Source organism: Bradyrhizobium sp. MI1.7 (genome assembly GCF_055811795.1).
Map to the genome: position 1 here is coordinate 78433 of NZ_JBVVPO010000017.1, position 15383 is coordinate 93815.

Consider the following 15383-nt stretch of genomic DNA (forward strand, 5'->3'; position numbering starts at 1 on the left):
ACGGAGAATGTTCGATGGACCCGACGGCGCTCCTTCTGTCGCGGCTGCAATTCGCTTTCACCATCTCGTTCCACATCATCTTCCCGGCGTTCACGATCGGGCTTGCCGCCTGGCTCACCGTGCTCGAAGCGATGCACCAGTACAGTGGCAAGCCCGTCTACCGGACCCTGTTCGCGTTCTGGCTGAAGATCTTCGGCGTGGCGTTCGGCATGGGCGTCGTATCGGGCGTGGTGATGGCGTTCCAGTTCGGAACGAACTGGAGCGTGCTCTCGAAGATGTCGGGCCCGATCCAGGGGCCGCTGCTCTCCTACGAGACGTTCACCGCCTTCATGCTGGAGGCGGCCTTCTTCGGCATCCTCATCTTCGGTCGCCCCCGGGTGCCGCCGTGGTTCTACCTGTTCTCGACGGCGATGGTCGCGCTCGGGACGACGCTTTCGGCGTTCTGGATCATGGTCAACAACAGCTGGATGCAGGTGCCGACCGGCTACGTCCTGCAGAACGACCAGTTCGTGCCTGATGACTGGACGCAGATCATCTTCAATCGCGTGGTCTGGGTCCGGTTTCCGCATATGTTGCTCGCGTCCTACCTGACTGGCGCGTTCTGCGTGGCGGCAACCGGCGCGTGGTATTTGCTGCGGCGGACCTATCGCCCCGAGGCTCATGTCATGCTGCGGATGGGCCTCGCACTTGCGGCGGTGCTGCTGCCGGTCCAGCTCTTCATCGGGCATCTCGTCGGCGACTATGTCCACGATTACCAGCCGGCCAAGTTCGCCGCGATCGAGGCGCGCTGGCATGACGAGCAACCGGCCTCCGAGGTGCTGATCGCGATCCCGGATTCGAGCACCGAATCGAACAAGTACGCGATATCGATTCCCGTGCTCGGGAGCATCATCGGCAGCATGAGCCTGACGTCGAAAGAGGTCGGCCTCACCAGCTTCGCGCCGCAGGACCGGCCGCCGGTGCTGATCCCGTTCTTTGCCTTCCGCATCATGGTCGGCTGCGGCTTCGTGATGCTCGGGCTGGCCTGGCTCGGGACCTGGCTCGGCCTCAAGCATCGGCTCGATCGGAACCGCCTCTTGCTGTGGGGCATCTTCCTCAGCTTCCCGCTGCCGTGGGTCGCGATCCTCACCGGCTGGTACACCGCGGAAGTGGGGCGCCAGCCATGGACGGTCTATGGCGTGTTGCGGACTGCGGACGCCGTGACGCCGTTCCTGACCGCGTCGGCTGCGATGACCTCTTTGATCCTGTTCGTCGCGGTCTACGCCTTCATCTTCTCGTTCGGGACGTATTACATCTATCGGCTGCTGCGCGCCGGCCCGGCGGGACTCGGCGGCAGGCCGCTCCACGTTCCCGTGCCCAATCGGCCGATGTCGCTCGCCGATCAGGTGCCGGCCGCGCGCAGCTATCTCGGGGCGGGAGAATAGCCATGGTGATGTACTGGGTTGCCCTTCTTGCCATCAGCATCCTGATCTATCTCCTCCTCGACGGCTTCGATCTTGGCGTCGGCATGCTGTTCAGCGTGGCCGGCGGCGAGTCGCAGCGGGATGCCATGCTGAGCACTGTCGCTCCGGTCTGGGACGGCAATGAAACCTGGCTGATCGTCACGGGCGTGATCATGTGGGGCTCGTTTCCCGTGGTCTACGCCATGGTGATGTCGGCCTTCTATATCCCTGTTCTCGTGATGCTGCTCGGATTGATCCTGCGCGGCGTAGCGTTCGAGTTTCGCGGCAAGGCGCTCAGTTCGCGCTGGGTCTGGGACGTCAGCTTCGTCGTGGGCTCGTTTGCCGCCAGCTTCATGCAGGGCGCGATGGTCGGCGCTCTCGTCGAAGGACTCCAGTTCTCCAACGGCGATTATACCGGCGGAACGCTCGGCTGGCTGACCGCCTTTTCCGCGCTGTGCGGGATCGGGCTCTGCTTCGGCTATTCGCTGCTCGGCGCCTGCTGGCTGGTGCGGAAGTGCGACGGTCCCGTTCGGGATACCGCACGGCGCCAGATCCCGCCGCTGGCGATCGGCGTCCTGGTCTTCCTGGTCGTCGTCTTTGCGTATGCGCTTGTCGAACATCTTCCGATTCTACTACGCTGGACCGACCGGCCCTATCTGTTCGTGTTTCCCGTGATCGGTGCCGGTGCGGCCGCGATGCTGGCCAAGAGCATCCTGCGCCATGACGACTATTGGCCGTTCCATATGGTCGCCCTGATCTTCGTCGCGGCCTTCGCCACGCTCGCCCTGTCGTTCTGGCCCTACATGATTCCGTTCGTCGTCACGATCGACGAGGCCGCGGCGCCTCATGCAAGTCTCGCATTCATGTTCTGGGGCGCCGGCCTGTTCGTATTCCCGCTGATGCTGCTCTATGTGGCGATCGGCTATCGCGTCTTCCGCGGCAAGTCGGCCCCTGCTGCCGATCACTACTGACGGCTGCACGCGCGAAGTTGCCGTGAGCTGTCACGGATAAAAAGAAAGGCGCCGGTTTCGGCGCCTTTCTCGTTCAGAACTGTTGCGAGGCTGGTTCAGGATTTGGGCATGACGCCGGGGCTGTTGTCCGGCCATTGGGCGATCAGCTTCTCATCGATGTTGAAGTGCTGGGCGACCAGCTTGGGTGGCGTGTGCGTCAGCCAGTAGGAGAGCGACACCTCCTCGTAGCGAGGGGCTCGAAACACGCCGACGAACTGCAGCTCGGTGTCGCCGACGTTCTCGACATAGTGGCCGAGATTGCGCCGGACATAGCCGATGTCGCCGGCCCCGAAGTCCGTCGTCAGCGCATTGGGGCCGGTGTCGAACACCGTCATCCGCGCCTTGCCCTTGATATAGTACTGCCACTCGTCGGCATTCGGATGCCAGTGCATCTCCCTGATAGCCCCCGGCGGCATCGACACCAGCGCCGCAGCGACGGTGGTGGCAACCTTGAAGGTGGTGCTGTCGGCGACGCGGATGCTGCCGGCGGAGCTCTCCTTGACCGGGGCCGAGCCGCCGAGCGAGTGGACGAAGGGGTAGGGAGGCGCTTCGGCGTGCTTTGCAACGGCTGCGCGATCGGCGGCGAGATCGCCGGGCACGGTCCCCTGGAAGATCCAGCGGTTGTGCAGCGGGATCTTTGCGAACGCGTCGGCCGGAACACCGAAGTTCTTCGCCAGCACCTCGGGCGGCGTGTGGGCGAACCAGTCGGTCACCAGGAGCGTGTTGAATTCATTGGCGTGGCCGTCGTCGAAACAGATCACGAACTCGCAACCATCGGGGCCCAAGCCCTGCAGCGAATGCGGCGCGCCCGGCGGAAAATACCAGAGGTCGCCGACTTTGAGGTCGCCGACATAGGGGCGCCCCTGCGTGTCGAGCACGGTGACGCGGCAGGAGCCGTAGGTCAGGATCGCCCATTCGGCAGCCTGGTGCCAATGCAGCTCGCGGATTCCGCCGGCAGCCAGCCGCATATTGACGCCGGAGATCTCCTTCGAGATGGCGAAATCCTCGACCGTGACCTGACGGGCCCAGCCGCCATTCTGGATGCGCCTCGGCGCATTGTTGAACGAGGCCCAATCCATCGGCAGGCCGCCGACGTCCGTCGGGGGCGGGGTTTGGGCTGAGGGGAAGTGCTTGGCAAGGTCTGGATCTTGAGGACCGGGATCGGACAGGCTTCCCGGGCTCTTGGCGTTCACGGCGCCTTGCGGCGGCTCGTCCGGATTGCCGAAAGTTGCGGCCTGCGCGCTGGAGCCGACCATCGCGGCGCCTGCCGCGGACATGGCCAGCAAATCACGTCTTGAGAACATCTTGGGTCGCTCCTGAAAAATGTCGAAAGCCCTCCGTAGCGACGGGGCTCCAACTGACAAACCTAGTTTCCGGTCGCCGTTTCAGCTTCCGTGAACGCGCTCTTTTTGCCGGAATGCACTGGCTGCTGCGGCCGGCTCCGAACATGTGCAATTGCGAAATTCGGCTTCGTTTTGAAAAGACGGCTCTGCCCGCACGATCCTTAACTGGCCCGGAGAATTGCCATATCGCGAGATATCGAGATGACAACGAAATCGGTTCGTCCCTACCGTGAACCCGCCGGCGGCTGGGGCGCACTCAAGGCGCTCAGCGAGGCGCTTCTGGTGCAGCGGGCGCCGCTGAAGGGCGCAGCCACGCTCAGCAGGATGAATCAGCCGGAGGGTTTTGATTGCCCCGGCTGCGCCTGGCCCGATCCGAAGCACACCTCGTCATTCGAATTCTGCGAGAACGGCGGCAAGGCGGTCGCCTGGGAGACGACATCGAAGCGCTGCACGCCCGAATTCTTTGCCGAGCATACCGTCACGGAGCTCGCGAGCTGGAACGATTACGATCTCGAAATGGTCGGTCGGCTCGCCCATCCGATGGCCTATGACGCCGCATCCGACCGCTATCTCCCGGTGCAGTGGGGCGATGCGTTCGCCATGATCGGCCGCGAGCTGAATGCGCTGCCGGATCCGAACATGGCGGAGTTCTATACGTCCGGGCGAACCTCGAACGAAGCCGCCTTCCTCTATCAGCTGTTCGTGCGCGAGTACGGCACCAACAACTTTCCCGACTGCTCGAACATGTGCCACGAGGCGACCAGCGTCGGCCTGCCGGAATCGCTCGGCGTCGGCAAGGGCACCGTGCTGCTGGAGGATTTCGACAAGGCCGATTGCATCTTCATCTTCGGCCAGAATCCAGGCACCAACAGCCCGCGCATGATGACCAGCCTGCGCAACGCGGCCCGCCGAGGGGCCTCGATCATCTCGTTCAATCCGTTCCGCGAGCGGGCGCTGGAGCGCTTCCAGGCGCCGCAGAGCCCGGTTGAGATGATCACGCTGTCGTCGACGACGATCAGCTCGAAGCTTTTCCAGGTGCGTGTCGGTGGCGACGTCGCCGTCCTCAAGGGGATCATGAAGCTCCTCGTCGAAGCGGACGAGGCTGCCCGTGCGGCCGAGCAGCCCGAGATCCTGGACTGGGATTTCATTCGCGGGCACACCGCCGGCATCGAAGCGCTGATCGGCGATCTCAAGCGAACGCAATGGCCCGACATCGAACGCCAGTCCGGCCTAACGCGCGAGGACCTGGAATATGCCGCCGGCGCCTATATGAAGGCGGAGCGCGCCATCCTTGTCTACGGCATGGGCATTACCCAGCACCAGCGTGGTGCGCACAACGTGCAGCAGATCGCCAACCTTGCGCTCTTGCGCGGCAATGTAGGACGCGACGGCGCCGGCGTTTGTCCGGTTCGCGGTCATTCCAACGTGCAGGGCGACCGAACCGTGGGGATCACGGAGATCCCCAAGGCGGATTTTCTCGAGCGCCTCGAGCACCGCTTCGGCTTCAAACCGCCGAGCGCGCCGGGACACAACGTCGTGACGGCGTTGGAGGCGATGATCCGCGGTGAGGTGAAGGTCTTTTTCGCGATGGGCGGCAACTTTGCCGCGGCCATACCCGACTGGCAGGCGACGCAGGCCGCGCTGCGCAAACTCGATCTGACCGTCCACGTCTCCACCAAGCTCAACCGCAGCCATCTGATCCATGGCCGCGCCGCCCTGATCCTGCCGTGCCTCGGGCGAACCGAGATCGACATTCAGGAATCGGGGCCGCAGTCGATCACGGTCGAGGATTCGATGTCGATGGTCCACGCCTCGGGCGGTCGCAACAAGCCGGCATCGGAGCATCTTCTCAGCGAGGTCGCGATCATCGCAGGCCTCGCCAAGGCGACGCTCGGCGAGCGCACGGTGGTCGATTGGGACGGCTTTGTGGGCGACTACGATCGCATCCGGGATGCGATCGAGGCCGTCTTCCCTATCTTCGAGAGCTACAATGCCCGTATCCGCATTCCCGGCGGCTTCCATCTGACCTCGACCGCGCGGGAGCGCATCTGGGCAACGCCGTCCGGCAAGGCCAATTTCCTGGTGTTTGACGGCTGCGGCGAGGACCCACCGCAGGCCGATCCGGATTTCCTGTGGCTCAGCACGATACGCAGCCACGACCAGTACAACACGACGCTCTACTCGCTGTCGGACCGCTATCGCGGCGTCTTCGGCCAGCGCGACGTGGTCTTCCTCAACGAATATGAACTGAAGAAGCGCGGGCTCGCGGACGGCGATCGCGTCGACCTGATCACGGAGTCGACCGACGGCGCCGAGCGTATCGTGCGCAACTTCCGCGTGGTTGCGTATTCGTTTCCGACCGGCTGCTGTGCCGCGTACTATCCGGAGACCAATCCGCTGGTGCCGCTCTATGCCCGTGATCCCCTCAGCTTCACGCCGTCATTCAAGGGCATCCCGATCCGCCTGGTGCGCTCTACCGCCCCGGCGCAATAGAGCAGGCGGGGTCAGGCGTCGGCGTCCCGACCGGATGGCGGCGATGACGCCGGCGTCGCGATCGGCAGCGTAAACCAGAACCGGGCGCCGCGATCGGCGCCAAGGCCTTCGGCGCCAAGGCCTTCGGCGTCGATGCGGCCGCCATGCGCTTCGACGATGGACCTGCAGATCGGCAGTCCCATGCCCATGCCGGACTCCTTGGTCGTGAAAAAGCTTTCGAACAGCCGGCCGGCATGTTCGGCGGAGATGCCGGGACCGTTGTCCTCCACGGAGCAGCACAGGGTCGTCGCGTCCTGCGCGGCGGTGGTGATGACGATCCTGCCATGGTCGCGTCCCGCCTGCGTCATCGCCTGCACGGCGTTGATGGCCAGATTGACGATCACCTGCTGGAGCTGGGTGCGGTCGCCGAGCACGAGTGCAGATTCCGCGTCGGGCCGGTGCAGGATCGTTACGCCGCGGGATTCCATCTCGTGGCGCAGGAACAGAAGCGCCTCGCGAATGACATCGTCAAGCGACAGAACGGCGCGCTCCGGCGCCTTGCGCGAAGCCATCCCGTGAACACGCGCCACGATGTCCGCGGCCCGCCTCGTATCCGTGGCCATATTTTCGATTGTACTGCGGACCTCGGCCATATCGGGAATCGGCCTGTTCAGCCAGCGCAGACCGGCAGCGGCGTTGGTCGCGATGGCGGCCAAAGGCTGGTTGACTTCGTGCGCGATGGAGGCGGTGAGCTCGCCGAGCATCGAGACGCGTGCCGCATGCGCGAACTCCGCCTGCACCTGCCGAAGCCTCTCCTGGGCGCGGACGCGTTGCGAGATGTCGATCGTGGCGACCAGGCTTATTTCGAGATCATTGATTGGGCCGACGCGGGCCGTTGTGAACAGAACGTCGACGACGCGGCCGTCCCAGGTCACCATCTTGGTCTCTTCCTCGAAGTTCGTTTCACCGCGAAAGCGGGACTCCATGGCCCGCCGAAACGTATCCGGGCGTGCCTTCCAGGTGTCGGACATGGAACGCCCGACATAGCCGTCGACGCCTCCTCCGAACATCTGGATGGCTCGTTCGTTGGCTTCCTGAAACGAGAGCGCGTCCATGCAGGTCCGGAGAAAGTCGGGATGGCTGTCGAAATGGCTGCCGAGGTCCTTGATGCCCTCGGCTCGCAGTTTTCGGAACAGCACCACCAATCTGCTGGCGTCGAGCTGACGGAGGGCGATCGGCATGCGACCGAACAGGTGGCGGTACCGCTGCTCGCTCCGCTCCAGCTCGGTGTGGTCCTTCTTCTGGGCGGTGATATCCATGACCGCGCCGATGAACCGAAATTGTCCGCGATCTTCCGACATTCCACGGGCGACCACGCGAATGTGCCTGATCGAGCCATCGCTCAGGATCAGCCGATGCTCCAGGGAAAAGTCGTTCCTGTCGTTCGCGGCGCGATCGAGCGCCTCGCGTACGGCATTGAGATCGTCGGGATGCGTACGCTTCAGGATAGTGTCGAGCGACGGCGGTAAGGTTGGCTCGAGATCGAAGATCCTGAACGTCTCTTCGGACCAGAACAGCTCGCCGCTGGCGACGTTCCAGCCAAAGCTGCCGGTGTGGCTGAGCTTCTGGGCCTCGGCGAGATGGGCGACCTGACGCCGCCGCAAGACGTCCTCTCGCTCGAGCCGGTGCTGCCGCCTGACCAAGCCGGCGATCGCAAGCAACGACAACACGACAATGACGACCAGCAGGGCGAGGGCGCTAGTGGTGAGGTCGATCCCGAGCAGGAAGCAAGCGAATGACAACACGCCGAGCGCAACGCCTCCCAGGACCCAAAGGACGGGATGAGCGTAGCGCGAATGGTCGGGCCACGATGCGCGACAGTCCGTCCTCGTGTGGCGGGCCGTCGCGGGTTCCTTGCCTTCGTGAGCGAGTCCGGGCTGGGCCAGCAGATTGAAGAGGTCCAAGAGATACTCGCCGGGCATGAGACCAATTCCCGAGCCCGGATGTCCGGACGCGGGATGCAAGCCATGTACCGCACCGTGAAAAACCGGTCTTTTGCGTTTTCGCGGACCCTTTGTCAAAACGCACGGCGTCACCATGCGAGCCTGCGCGCAGATCCGGGATGTTGCCGCGGGAAGGATTCCGCAACGTTAAGCCAACGCCGCGGTGGGCCTCGTCACCCCGAAACGCCTCTCGAACTCGGCGACATCGACAACGCCGCGCCGATGGGTCCCGTCGCCGATCTTGCGGCCGCCGTCCCAGGCCTCGACTTCGAACAGGACGCTCCTGGCTTCGACGGCGACGACCCGTGCGACCGCGCGCACGGTGCGGCCTACCGGCGTCGCCGCCAGATGACGGACGTCGACCATCATCCCGACGCTGACATAGCCAGTCGGCAGGGACGGCTGGATCGCCCATCCCGCCGCCATCTCCATGTGCAGGATCATCATCGGCGTGCCGTAGACTTCAGGCATTCCCGGGACCACGTGGCCGACCGTCATCTCCGCCGTGACGGTCACCAGCTTTTCCGCCGTCATGCCGACGCTCACCTGATCAAGCGGACTCATGGCCCAATCCGGCATCTGCTTCACTCGTGGAGGGGGCGGGTGTCTCGACCGCATGTGGCTTGCGGTTGGTGAACCAATTGCCGAGCCGGTCGAGATAGAGATAGACCACGGGCGTGGTGTAGAGCGTCAGGATCTGCGAGAGCATCAAGCCGCCGACGATCGTGTAGCCGAGCGGCTGGCGCAGTTCGGCGCCGGTGCCGTTGCCGAGCATCAGAGGCACACCGCCGAGCAGCGCGGCCATGGTCGTCATCAGGATCGGACGAAAGCGGAGCGTGCAGGCCTGGTAGATCGCTTCCTCAGGGCTCAGCCCTTGATTGCGCTCCACCTCCAGGGCGAAGTCGACCAGCATGATGCCATTCTTCTTGACGATGCCGATCAGCAGGATGATGCCGATGATGGCGATGACGCTGAGATCCATGTGGACTGCCAGCAGCAGCAGCAGCGCGCCGATGCCGGCTGAAGGCAGCGTCGACAGGATCGTGATCGGATGGATCAGGCTCTCATAGAGGACGCCGAGGATGATGTAGATCACGATCAGCGCCGCCCCGATCAGCAACGGCGTGCCGGACAGGGACGACTGGAAGGCTTGCGCGTTGCCCTGGAACGAGGTCGACAGCGAGGCGGGCTTGCCGGTGTCCTTCTCGATCTTCTGGATCGCCGTCACCGCATCGCCCAGCGCTACGCCCGGTCGCAGGTTGAACGAGATCGTCACCGAGGGAAACAGGCCCTGGTGATTGATCAGAATCGGCGCCGGCATGATGACGCTGTGGACCAGCGTGCTCAGAGGGACCTGTTGGCCGGTGGCCGAGTTCAGGTAGATATCCTTGAGCGCGTCAGGCCCATACTGGAAGGCTGGATCGACCTCCATGACCACGTGGTATTGGTTCAGCGAGGTGAACATGGTGGAGACGATGCGCTGACCGAAGGCGTCGTCGAGGGTGTTGTCGATCGTCGTGGGCAGGATGCCGAAGCTCGAGGCGACTTCGCGATTGACGGTGACCTGCAGCCTCGGGCCGGCATTGGCCTGGTCGCTCGCGACGTCGGCGACGACGTCGAGCGCGCGGATCTTCTCCAGGAAGATCGCCGACCAGTGGTTGAGTTCGTTGGAATCGGCGTCCGTCAGCGTGTACTGATACTGCGTCTTCGACAGGCGCGCGCCGATCGTGATGTCCTGGGCCGACTGCATGTAAAGCTTGATGCCCTGGATATGGGCGAGCTGGGGTTCCAGCCGCGCGATCACCTGGTCGGCGCTGGCCTTGCGTTCGGGCTTCGGCTTCAGGACGATGAAGATGCGCCCCTGGTTGAGGGTCGCGGTCGGGCCGCCCGGACCGATATAGCTCGCCACCGACTGGATCGCCGGATCCTTTGACAGGATGTCGACGACCGCCTGCTGGCGTTCGGACATGGCGGGGAAGGAGATGTCCTGGGCAGCCTCGGTGATGCCGACGATCTGTCCGGTATCCTGTTGCGGGAAGAAGCCTTTCGGGATGATCACGTAGAGATAGCCGGTCAGCGCGATGGTCGAGAGCATCACGAGCAGCGTCACGAAGCGATGGCGCAGCACGACGCGCAGGCCGCGCGCGTACAGCGCAAGCAGGCCATCGAAGCCGCGCTCGAACAGGAGATAGAGCCGGCCATGCTTCCTGCGCGATTCGTCCTTCAGGAGGCGCGCGCACATCATCGGCGTCAAGGTGAGCGAGATCACCAGCGACAGCAGCAGCGATGCGGTGATCGTGACGGCGAACTCCTGGAACAGCTTTCCGACGTAGCCGCCCATCAGGAACAGCGGGATGAACACCGCGATCAGCGACAGGGTGATGGAGACGATCGTGAAGCCGATTTCGCTGGAGCCTTTGAGCGCAGCCTCCATGGGCGTCATGCCCTGCTCGAGATGGCGCACGATGTTCTCGATGACCACCACGGCGTCGTCGACCACGAATCCCACCGCGATCGACAGCGCCATCAGCGAGAGGTTGTCGAGACTGTAGCCGAGTACGTAGAGGACCGCGAAGGTGCCGATCAGCGCCAGCGGAACCGTGATCGCCGGGATGATGGTGGCCCAGAAATTCCTCAGGAATAGGAATATGACCATCACCACCAAGGCAACGGTCAACAGCAGCGTGAATTGCACATCGGTAACCGCGGCGCGAATCGTGGCGGTGCGGTCGGCGGCGATCGTCACCTTGATCGCCGGCGGAACGGAGGCCTGCAGCTGCGGCAGCAGTTTCTTGATGCGATCGACGGTTTCGATGACGTTGGCGCCGGGGACGCGCTGGACGGCGAGGATGACGGCGGGGTCCTTGCCGTACCAGCCGGCCAGCAGATCGTTTTCGGGCCCCTCGATCGCCGAGCCGATGTCGCGCAGCCGCACCGGCGAGCCGTTGCGATAGGCGATGATGAGGGCTTCATAGGCGGAGGGCTTCAGCAACTGGTCGTTGGTATTGAGCGTATAAGTGACGCGCGGGCTGTTGAGCGTGCCCTTGGGCAGGTCGACATTGGCGCCGGCGATCACGGTGCGGACGTCTTCGAGGCCGATGCCGCGGGCGGCGAGCGCCCGCGGATTGACGCGGATGCGGATGGCGGGCTTCTGCTGGCCGCCGATCCCGACGAGGCCCACGCCCGGCACCTGGGAAATCTTGGGCAGCAGGATGTTTTCCGCGTAGGCATCGACCGTGGTCTGCGGCATCGACTCTGACGTCAGCGCGATCAGCATGATCGGCGTTTCCGCCGGATTCACCTTCCTGATCGTCGGCGGGTAGGGGATGTTCTGCGGCAGGTACGGGCTCGCGGCATTGATCGCGGAGAGCACGTCGACCGCCGCGCTGTCCACCGTGCGCGACAGCTCGAACTGAACCGTGAGCTGGGCGACGCCGAGTGCGCTGGACGAGGTGAGCTGCGTGACGCCGGGGATCTGGCTGAGCTGCTGTTCGAGTGGCGTCGCGACCGACGAGGCGATGGTTCCGGGGTCGGCGCCGGGCAGTTGCGCCGAGATCTGGATCGTCGGGTAGTTGACGTTCGGCAGCGCGCCGACCGGCAACAGGGGGTAGGCCGCGAGGCCGCACAGCAGCAGGCCCGCCATCAGCAGAGCGGTTGCAATCGGCCGCAGGATGAAGGGCGCGGACAAGTTCATGGGAGCGCGTCCTGCACGGAGCTTTGCAGGTCGGCTTCGCGCGCGGCCTTGCCGTGCAGTTCCCGAACCTGGCTTCCTTCCGTCAGCCGATACTGACCGTCGACGACGACGGTATCGCCTGATTTCAGTCCCTGGTCGATCAGGGCCTGCCCCTCGCTGATCTGCGCGACGTGAACAGGACGCAAGGAAGCGGTCTGGTTGGGAGCGACGACATAGACATAGGTGCCGTTCGGGCCCTGCTGGACTGCGGAGCCGGCGACCGTCAGCGCATCCTTCTGAATCTTCAGCAGCAGCCGGGCATTCACCAGCTGTCCCGGCCACAGCCGGTGCTCGTGATTGGCGAATGTGGCCTTGAGCTGGACGGTGCCGGTCGTCCCTGCGATCTCGTTGTTGACGAGCAGCAGCGTGCCTTCGCCGAGCTTCATCTTGTTGTCCTGGCTGTAGGCGATGACCTTCAACTGGCCTTTTGCTTCGTGTTCCTGGATCACGGGCAGATCCGTCTGCGGAAGGGTGAACAGCAGCGAAATCGGCTCGATCTGGGTGACGACGACGAGACCGTTCGGGTCGGTCGGATGAATCACGTTGCCGACATCGATCTGGCGGACGCCGGTGATGCCGGGAATGGCCGATGTCAGGCGCGTGTAGCTGAGTTGGACGTTGGCCTCGTCGATCTGCGCCTGGTCCGCTTTCACGGCGGCCTTGAGTTGGGCCACCTGCGCGGTCTGCGTCTCGATCAGCTGCGGGGTCGCATAACCCTTGTCACCGAGTTTACTGTAGCGGGAGAGATTGGCTTCGGCATTGGTGAGTTGGGCCTGATCTCGGTCGCGATTGGCCGTCAATTGCTCGATCTGGGCCTCGTAGGGACGCGGGTCGATCTGGGCGAGCAGATCTCCGGCCTTGACGGTCTGTCCCTCAGTGAAGGCGATCTTGACGATCTGTCCCTGAATCTGGCTGCGCACGACATCGGTGTTGTAGGCGATCACGGTGCCGATGCCGCGCAGATAGATCGGAACGTCCTTGCCGGTGACGGCGGCGGTGACCACCGGTACGGCCGCGGGCACTGGCGCGGCGGCGACGACCGGCTTCCGGTCCGCGGCGAAGAACCAGAGGCCGGCTCCGACGAGAATCGCGGCGAGAGCGACAAGCGCGATGGCGAGATTTCGTTTCATGAGATCGTCCTGGATGTCAGGGATTGCTTGAGCCGCTGATCGAAGTCGTGCTGTCGGTTGCGGCAGGGCCTTGCACCGGAACGGACGGACTGATTCCGGCGCCGCCGAGCTCGGTGGCTCCGAGCGGTATCCCGACGCGTCCGACCGTCGATGCTGAAGGCAGCGGAGGCGCCGCCGTGATGCTGCCGTTGCACGTGACGGATGAGCCCCCGGACAGTCCGCCGCCGTCGAACAAGGCTCCGGACGAGGCGGTATTGCCGGATCCGGCACAACCCGCCGTGCTTTGCGCCGGATTGAGCGGCGAAATGCCGGGTGTTGCGATCTCGGTCGATCCCAGCGGAACGCCGACGGGCCGCGTGGATTGCGGGTTGAGCGGCGACGTCGCCAGCATGCCGGTGGAAGGCTGCATTCCCGGCATGGTCGTTTGAGCGGACGTCGCAGCCGGGACGAGCCACAGCATGCCGGCCGTGAGTGCCACGGCGGGCTGTATCAGGGTGAACCGGTGCGATCCGGATCTTCCCGAGCCGACGTCGTTCGATGGGTGCTGCTCTCGCATGGAAAATGCTCCGGCTGAATGCTGTCGAGCACTAGAGAGGTGCGGAACGGCGGGGTATTTCCAGAACGCACGTCCCGCTACCCGGCAGCACGACGACAACGGGCATTCGACGCATCGTAAGTGGGCCGTCTTCGTTCGGCCGCGTCGCCGAGTTGCCTCGCCGATGACAGCGCCGCTGGCCGGCTTTGGCTTCGGCTCGCTTTCGCTATTTCAGAATGGCCCGCACATGCGCGAGTTCCCGGCTGCATGTGCCTGTGTCGCCGTTTTGTTCGGCGGTACGCGCGCGATCAAGCGAATCCAGCGCGTCCGTGAAAACCGCTCCGCGGCCGCCTTCGGCCTCTGCAATCGAGCGAGGCGTCGGTTGATGACTGCGCAGCGCGCTGAGGCTTTCCCGCTGCCAGCCGTGGGCGCCAGCGTCTTTTTCGATGGCCTGATCCAGCTGGATCTGGGTTTGCGCGATGTCATCCTTACAAGTGCCTGCACGCGCGGGCGAAGCTGCGCACAACAGGATGAGAAGCGCGATCTGGAGATTTGCCGTGGATGTCATGTGTCCGATCCCATGCATGGAGTTCAATCAGCATCAGATGCGACCTCTTGAATGACAAAGTCGATCGTTCGTCTTTCGCGTATGAACGCCGGCCGTTCACAGTAATGAGAGGTCTGTACGCCTGACATATGCGCTGCGCTTTGAAGTGCGCGCCCTAGCTAGGCAGTGTCCCGAGGATGCGCGAGGAGCCGCTGTCTCGATCGGCATGTCCCGACGTGCGAAGTGGCAAGGGCCGTTGTTTGCCGAAATACGCGGGCAAGCGTCGACACTACTGTCGCACCATTCCAACCCGGAGTGATCCCGACATGAAACACCTCAACGCTGGCCTCGCCTTCGCTGCCACTCTCTCCCTGTTCGCGACCGTCGCCCCGGCGCGCGCTGAACCCCCGAAGAACATCGTCCTGGTGCACGGCGCCTGGGTCGATGCGTCCGGCTGGAAGCCGGTCTACGAGATCCTGGTCAAGGAAGGCTTCCGCGTCAGCATGCTGCAGGAGCCCGAGACGTCGTTTGGCGATGATGTCACGGCGGCGAAGCGGCTGCTCGATCTCCAGAATGGCCCGACGCTTCTGGTCGGCCACAGCTATGGCGGCTCGATCATCACCGAGGCGGGTGTTCATCCCAACGTGGTCGGCCTGGTCTACGTCGCGGCGCATGCGCCCGACGTCGGAGAGGACGAAGCGGCGCTGGGCAAGAAGACGCCGAGCGTACTTGGAAAGACCGAAGGCGCCATCAAGGTCACGCCCGACAAATTCACCTATCTCGATCCTGTGCAATTCCCCAAGCTGTTCGCCCCCGATCTGCCGCGCGAGCAGGCGGAGTTCGAATCACGCTCCCAGGTTCTGGCCGCGACGCAGGTGTTCAGCACGCCGCTGACGGCGGCTGCGTGGAAGACCAAACCGAGCTGGGGCATCGTTGCCGGCAACGACCAGATCATCAATCCGGATCTCGAGCGCTGGTATTACGAGCGCGCCAAGAGCCACACCACCGTGATCCCGGGTGCAAGCCACTCGGTCTACGAGTCGCATCCGAAGGAAGTGGCGGAGATCATCACCCGTGCCGCTCGCAGCATCGATCAACCGGCCACCCGCTGACGCGTTTTGCCGGTCCTGACGCACGGCCGGCAGAAGGAAGGGCGGCGGGAGAGACA

At 64.1% G+C, this 15383-nt stretch carries 11 protein-coding genes; 5 read left to right on the forward strand and 6 right to left on the reverse strand.

Features of this window, described 5'->3' with window-relative positions; all coding sequences use genetic code 11:
- The first annotated feature begins 14 nt into the window (after positions 1-14).
- Together AC0L3X_RS17985 and cydB are read left to right on the forward strand one after the other, a co-directional pair.
- Positions 15-1424, forward strand: coding sequence for a cytochrome ubiquinol oxidase subunit I (locus tag AC0L3X_RS17985; protein ID WP_063984287.1), 1410 nt, complete (start codon positions 15-17; stop codon positions 1422-1424).
- A gap of 2 nt (positions 1425-1426) precedes the next feature.
- Positions 1427-2413, forward strand: coding sequence for a cytochrome d ubiquinol oxidase subunit II (cydB, locus tag AC0L3X_RS17990; RefSeq protein ID WP_063984286.1), 987 nt, complete (start codon positions 1427-1429; stop codon positions 2411-2413).
- 95 nt (positions 2414-2508) lie between these two features.
- On the opposite strand, the gene AC0L3X_RS17995 is transcribed toward cydB, so the two are convergent.
- Positions 2509-3756 (reverse strand): oxalate decarboxylase family bicupin, encoded by a 1248-nt coding sequence (locus AC0L3X_RS17995; RefSeq protein ID WP_473316569.1) that lies wholly within the window; start codon positions 3754-3756, stop codon positions 2509-2511.
- Positions 3757-3996: 240 nt separating this feature from the next.
- Between AC0L3X_RS17995 and AC0L3X_RS18000 the strand changes: the two genes are divergently transcribed.
- Complete coding sequence (locus AC0L3X_RS18000; protein WP_063984284.1) at positions 3997-6288, forward strand: FdhF/YdeP family oxidoreductase; 2292 nt, start codon at positions 3997-3999, stop codon at positions 6286-6288.
- An 11-nt stretch (positions 6289-6299) separates the two neighbouring features.
- Here AC0L3X_RS18000 and AC0L3X_RS18005 read toward each other — a convergent pair whose 3' ends face one another.
- The 4 genes from AC0L3X_RS18005 to AC0L3X_RS18020 all read right to left on the reverse strand — a co-directional run bounded on the left by AC0L3X_RS18005 (position 6300) and on the right by AC0L3X_RS18020 (position 13133).
- Complete coding sequence (locus tag AC0L3X_RS18005) at positions 6300-8072, reverse strand: PAS domain-containing sensor histidine kinase (RefSeq protein ID WP_245328457.1); 1773 nt, start codon at positions 8070-8072, stop codon at positions 6300-6302.
- A gap of 345 nt (positions 8073-8417) precedes the next feature.
- Entirely contained in the window at positions 8418-8834 is a 417-nt protein-coding gene (locus AC0L3X_RS18010; protein ID WP_063984283.1) for a thioesterase family protein, read from the reverse strand.
- Positions 8821-11964, reverse strand: coding sequence for an efflux RND transporter permease subunit (locus AC0L3X_RS18015; protein WP_354131508.1), 3144 nt, complete (start codon positions 11962-11964; stop codon positions 8821-8823). The genes AC0L3X_RS18010 and AC0L3X_RS18015 overlap by 14 nt, the downstream gene beginning before the upstream one ends.
- Positions 11961-13133, reverse strand: coding sequence for an efflux RND transporter periplasmic adaptor subunit (locus AC0L3X_RS18020; RefSeq protein WP_063984281.1), 1173 nt, complete (start codon positions 13131-13133; stop codon positions 11961-11963). The genes AC0L3X_RS18015 and AC0L3X_RS18020 overlap by 4 nt, the downstream gene beginning before the upstream one ends.
- Positions 13134-13156: 23 nt before the next feature.
- Between AC0L3X_RS18020 and AC0L3X_RS18025 the strand changes: the two genes are divergently transcribed.
- A complete protein-coding gene (locus AC0L3X_RS18025) occupies positions 13157-13561 on the forward strand; it encodes a hypothetical protein (protein ID WP_063984280.1) in 405 nt (134 codons plus the stop codon).
- A 333-nt stretch (positions 13562-13894) separates the two neighbouring features.
- Here the strand turns inward: AC0L3X_RS18025 and AC0L3X_RS18030 are convergent, their stop codons facing one another.
- Complete coding sequence (locus AC0L3X_RS18030; RefSeq protein ID WP_063984279.1) at positions 13895-14236, reverse strand: hypothetical protein; 342 nt, start codon at positions 14234-14236, stop codon at positions 13895-13897.
- A 305-nt stretch (positions 14237-14541) separates the two neighbouring features.
- Here AC0L3X_RS18030 and AC0L3X_RS18035 point away from each other — a divergent pair, with 305 nt between their 5' ends.
- On the forward strand, positions 14542-15327 hold the full coding sequence (locus AC0L3X_RS18035) for an alpha/beta hydrolase (protein WP_063984278.1): 786 nt from the start codon (positions 14542-14544) through the stop codon (positions 15325-15327).
- Positions 15328-15383: the final 56 nt, after the last annotated feature.

What these genes read in the sequence shown, in the direction of transcription:
- AC0L3X_RS17985 (WP_063984287.1), top strand. Translation starts at nt 15, where the DNA reads ATGGACCCGACGGCGCTCCTTCTGTCGCGGCTGCAATTCGCTTTCACC.
- AC0L3X_RS18030 (WP_063984279.1), bottom strand. Translation starts at nt 14,236, where the DNA reads ATGACATCCACGGCAAATCTCCAGATCGCGCTTCTCATCCTGTTGTGC.
- AC0L3X_RS18000 (WP_063984284.1), top strand. Translation starts at nt 3,997, where the DNA reads ATGACAACGAAATCGGTTCGTCCCTACCGTGAACCCGCCGGCGGCTGG.
- cydB (WP_063984286.1), top strand. Translation starts at nt 1,427, where the DNA reads ATGGTGATGTACTGGGTTGCCCTTCTTGCCATCAGCATCCTGATCTAT.
- AC0L3X_RS18035 (WP_063984278.1), top strand. Translation starts at nt 14,542, where the DNA reads ATGAAACACCTCAACGCTGGCCTCGCCTTCGCTGCCACTCTCTCCCTG.
- AC0L3X_RS18020 (WP_063984281.1), bottom strand. Translation starts at nt 13,133, where the DNA reads ATGAAACGAAATCTCGCCATCGCGCTTGTCGCTCTCGCCGCGATTCTC.
- AC0L3X_RS18015 (WP_354131508.1), bottom strand. Translation starts at nt 11,964, where the DNA reads ATGAACTTGTCCGCGCCCTTCATCCTGCGGCCGATTGCAACCGCTCTG.
- AC0L3X_RS18010 (WP_063984283.1), bottom strand. Translation starts at nt 8,834, where the DNA reads ATGAGTCCGCTTGATCAGGTGAGCGTCGGCATGACGGCGGAAAAGCTG.
- AC0L3X_RS17995 (WP_473316569.1), bottom strand. Translation starts at nt 3,756, where the DNA reads ATGTTCTCAAGACGTGATTTGCTGGCCATGTCCGCGGCAGGCGCCGCG.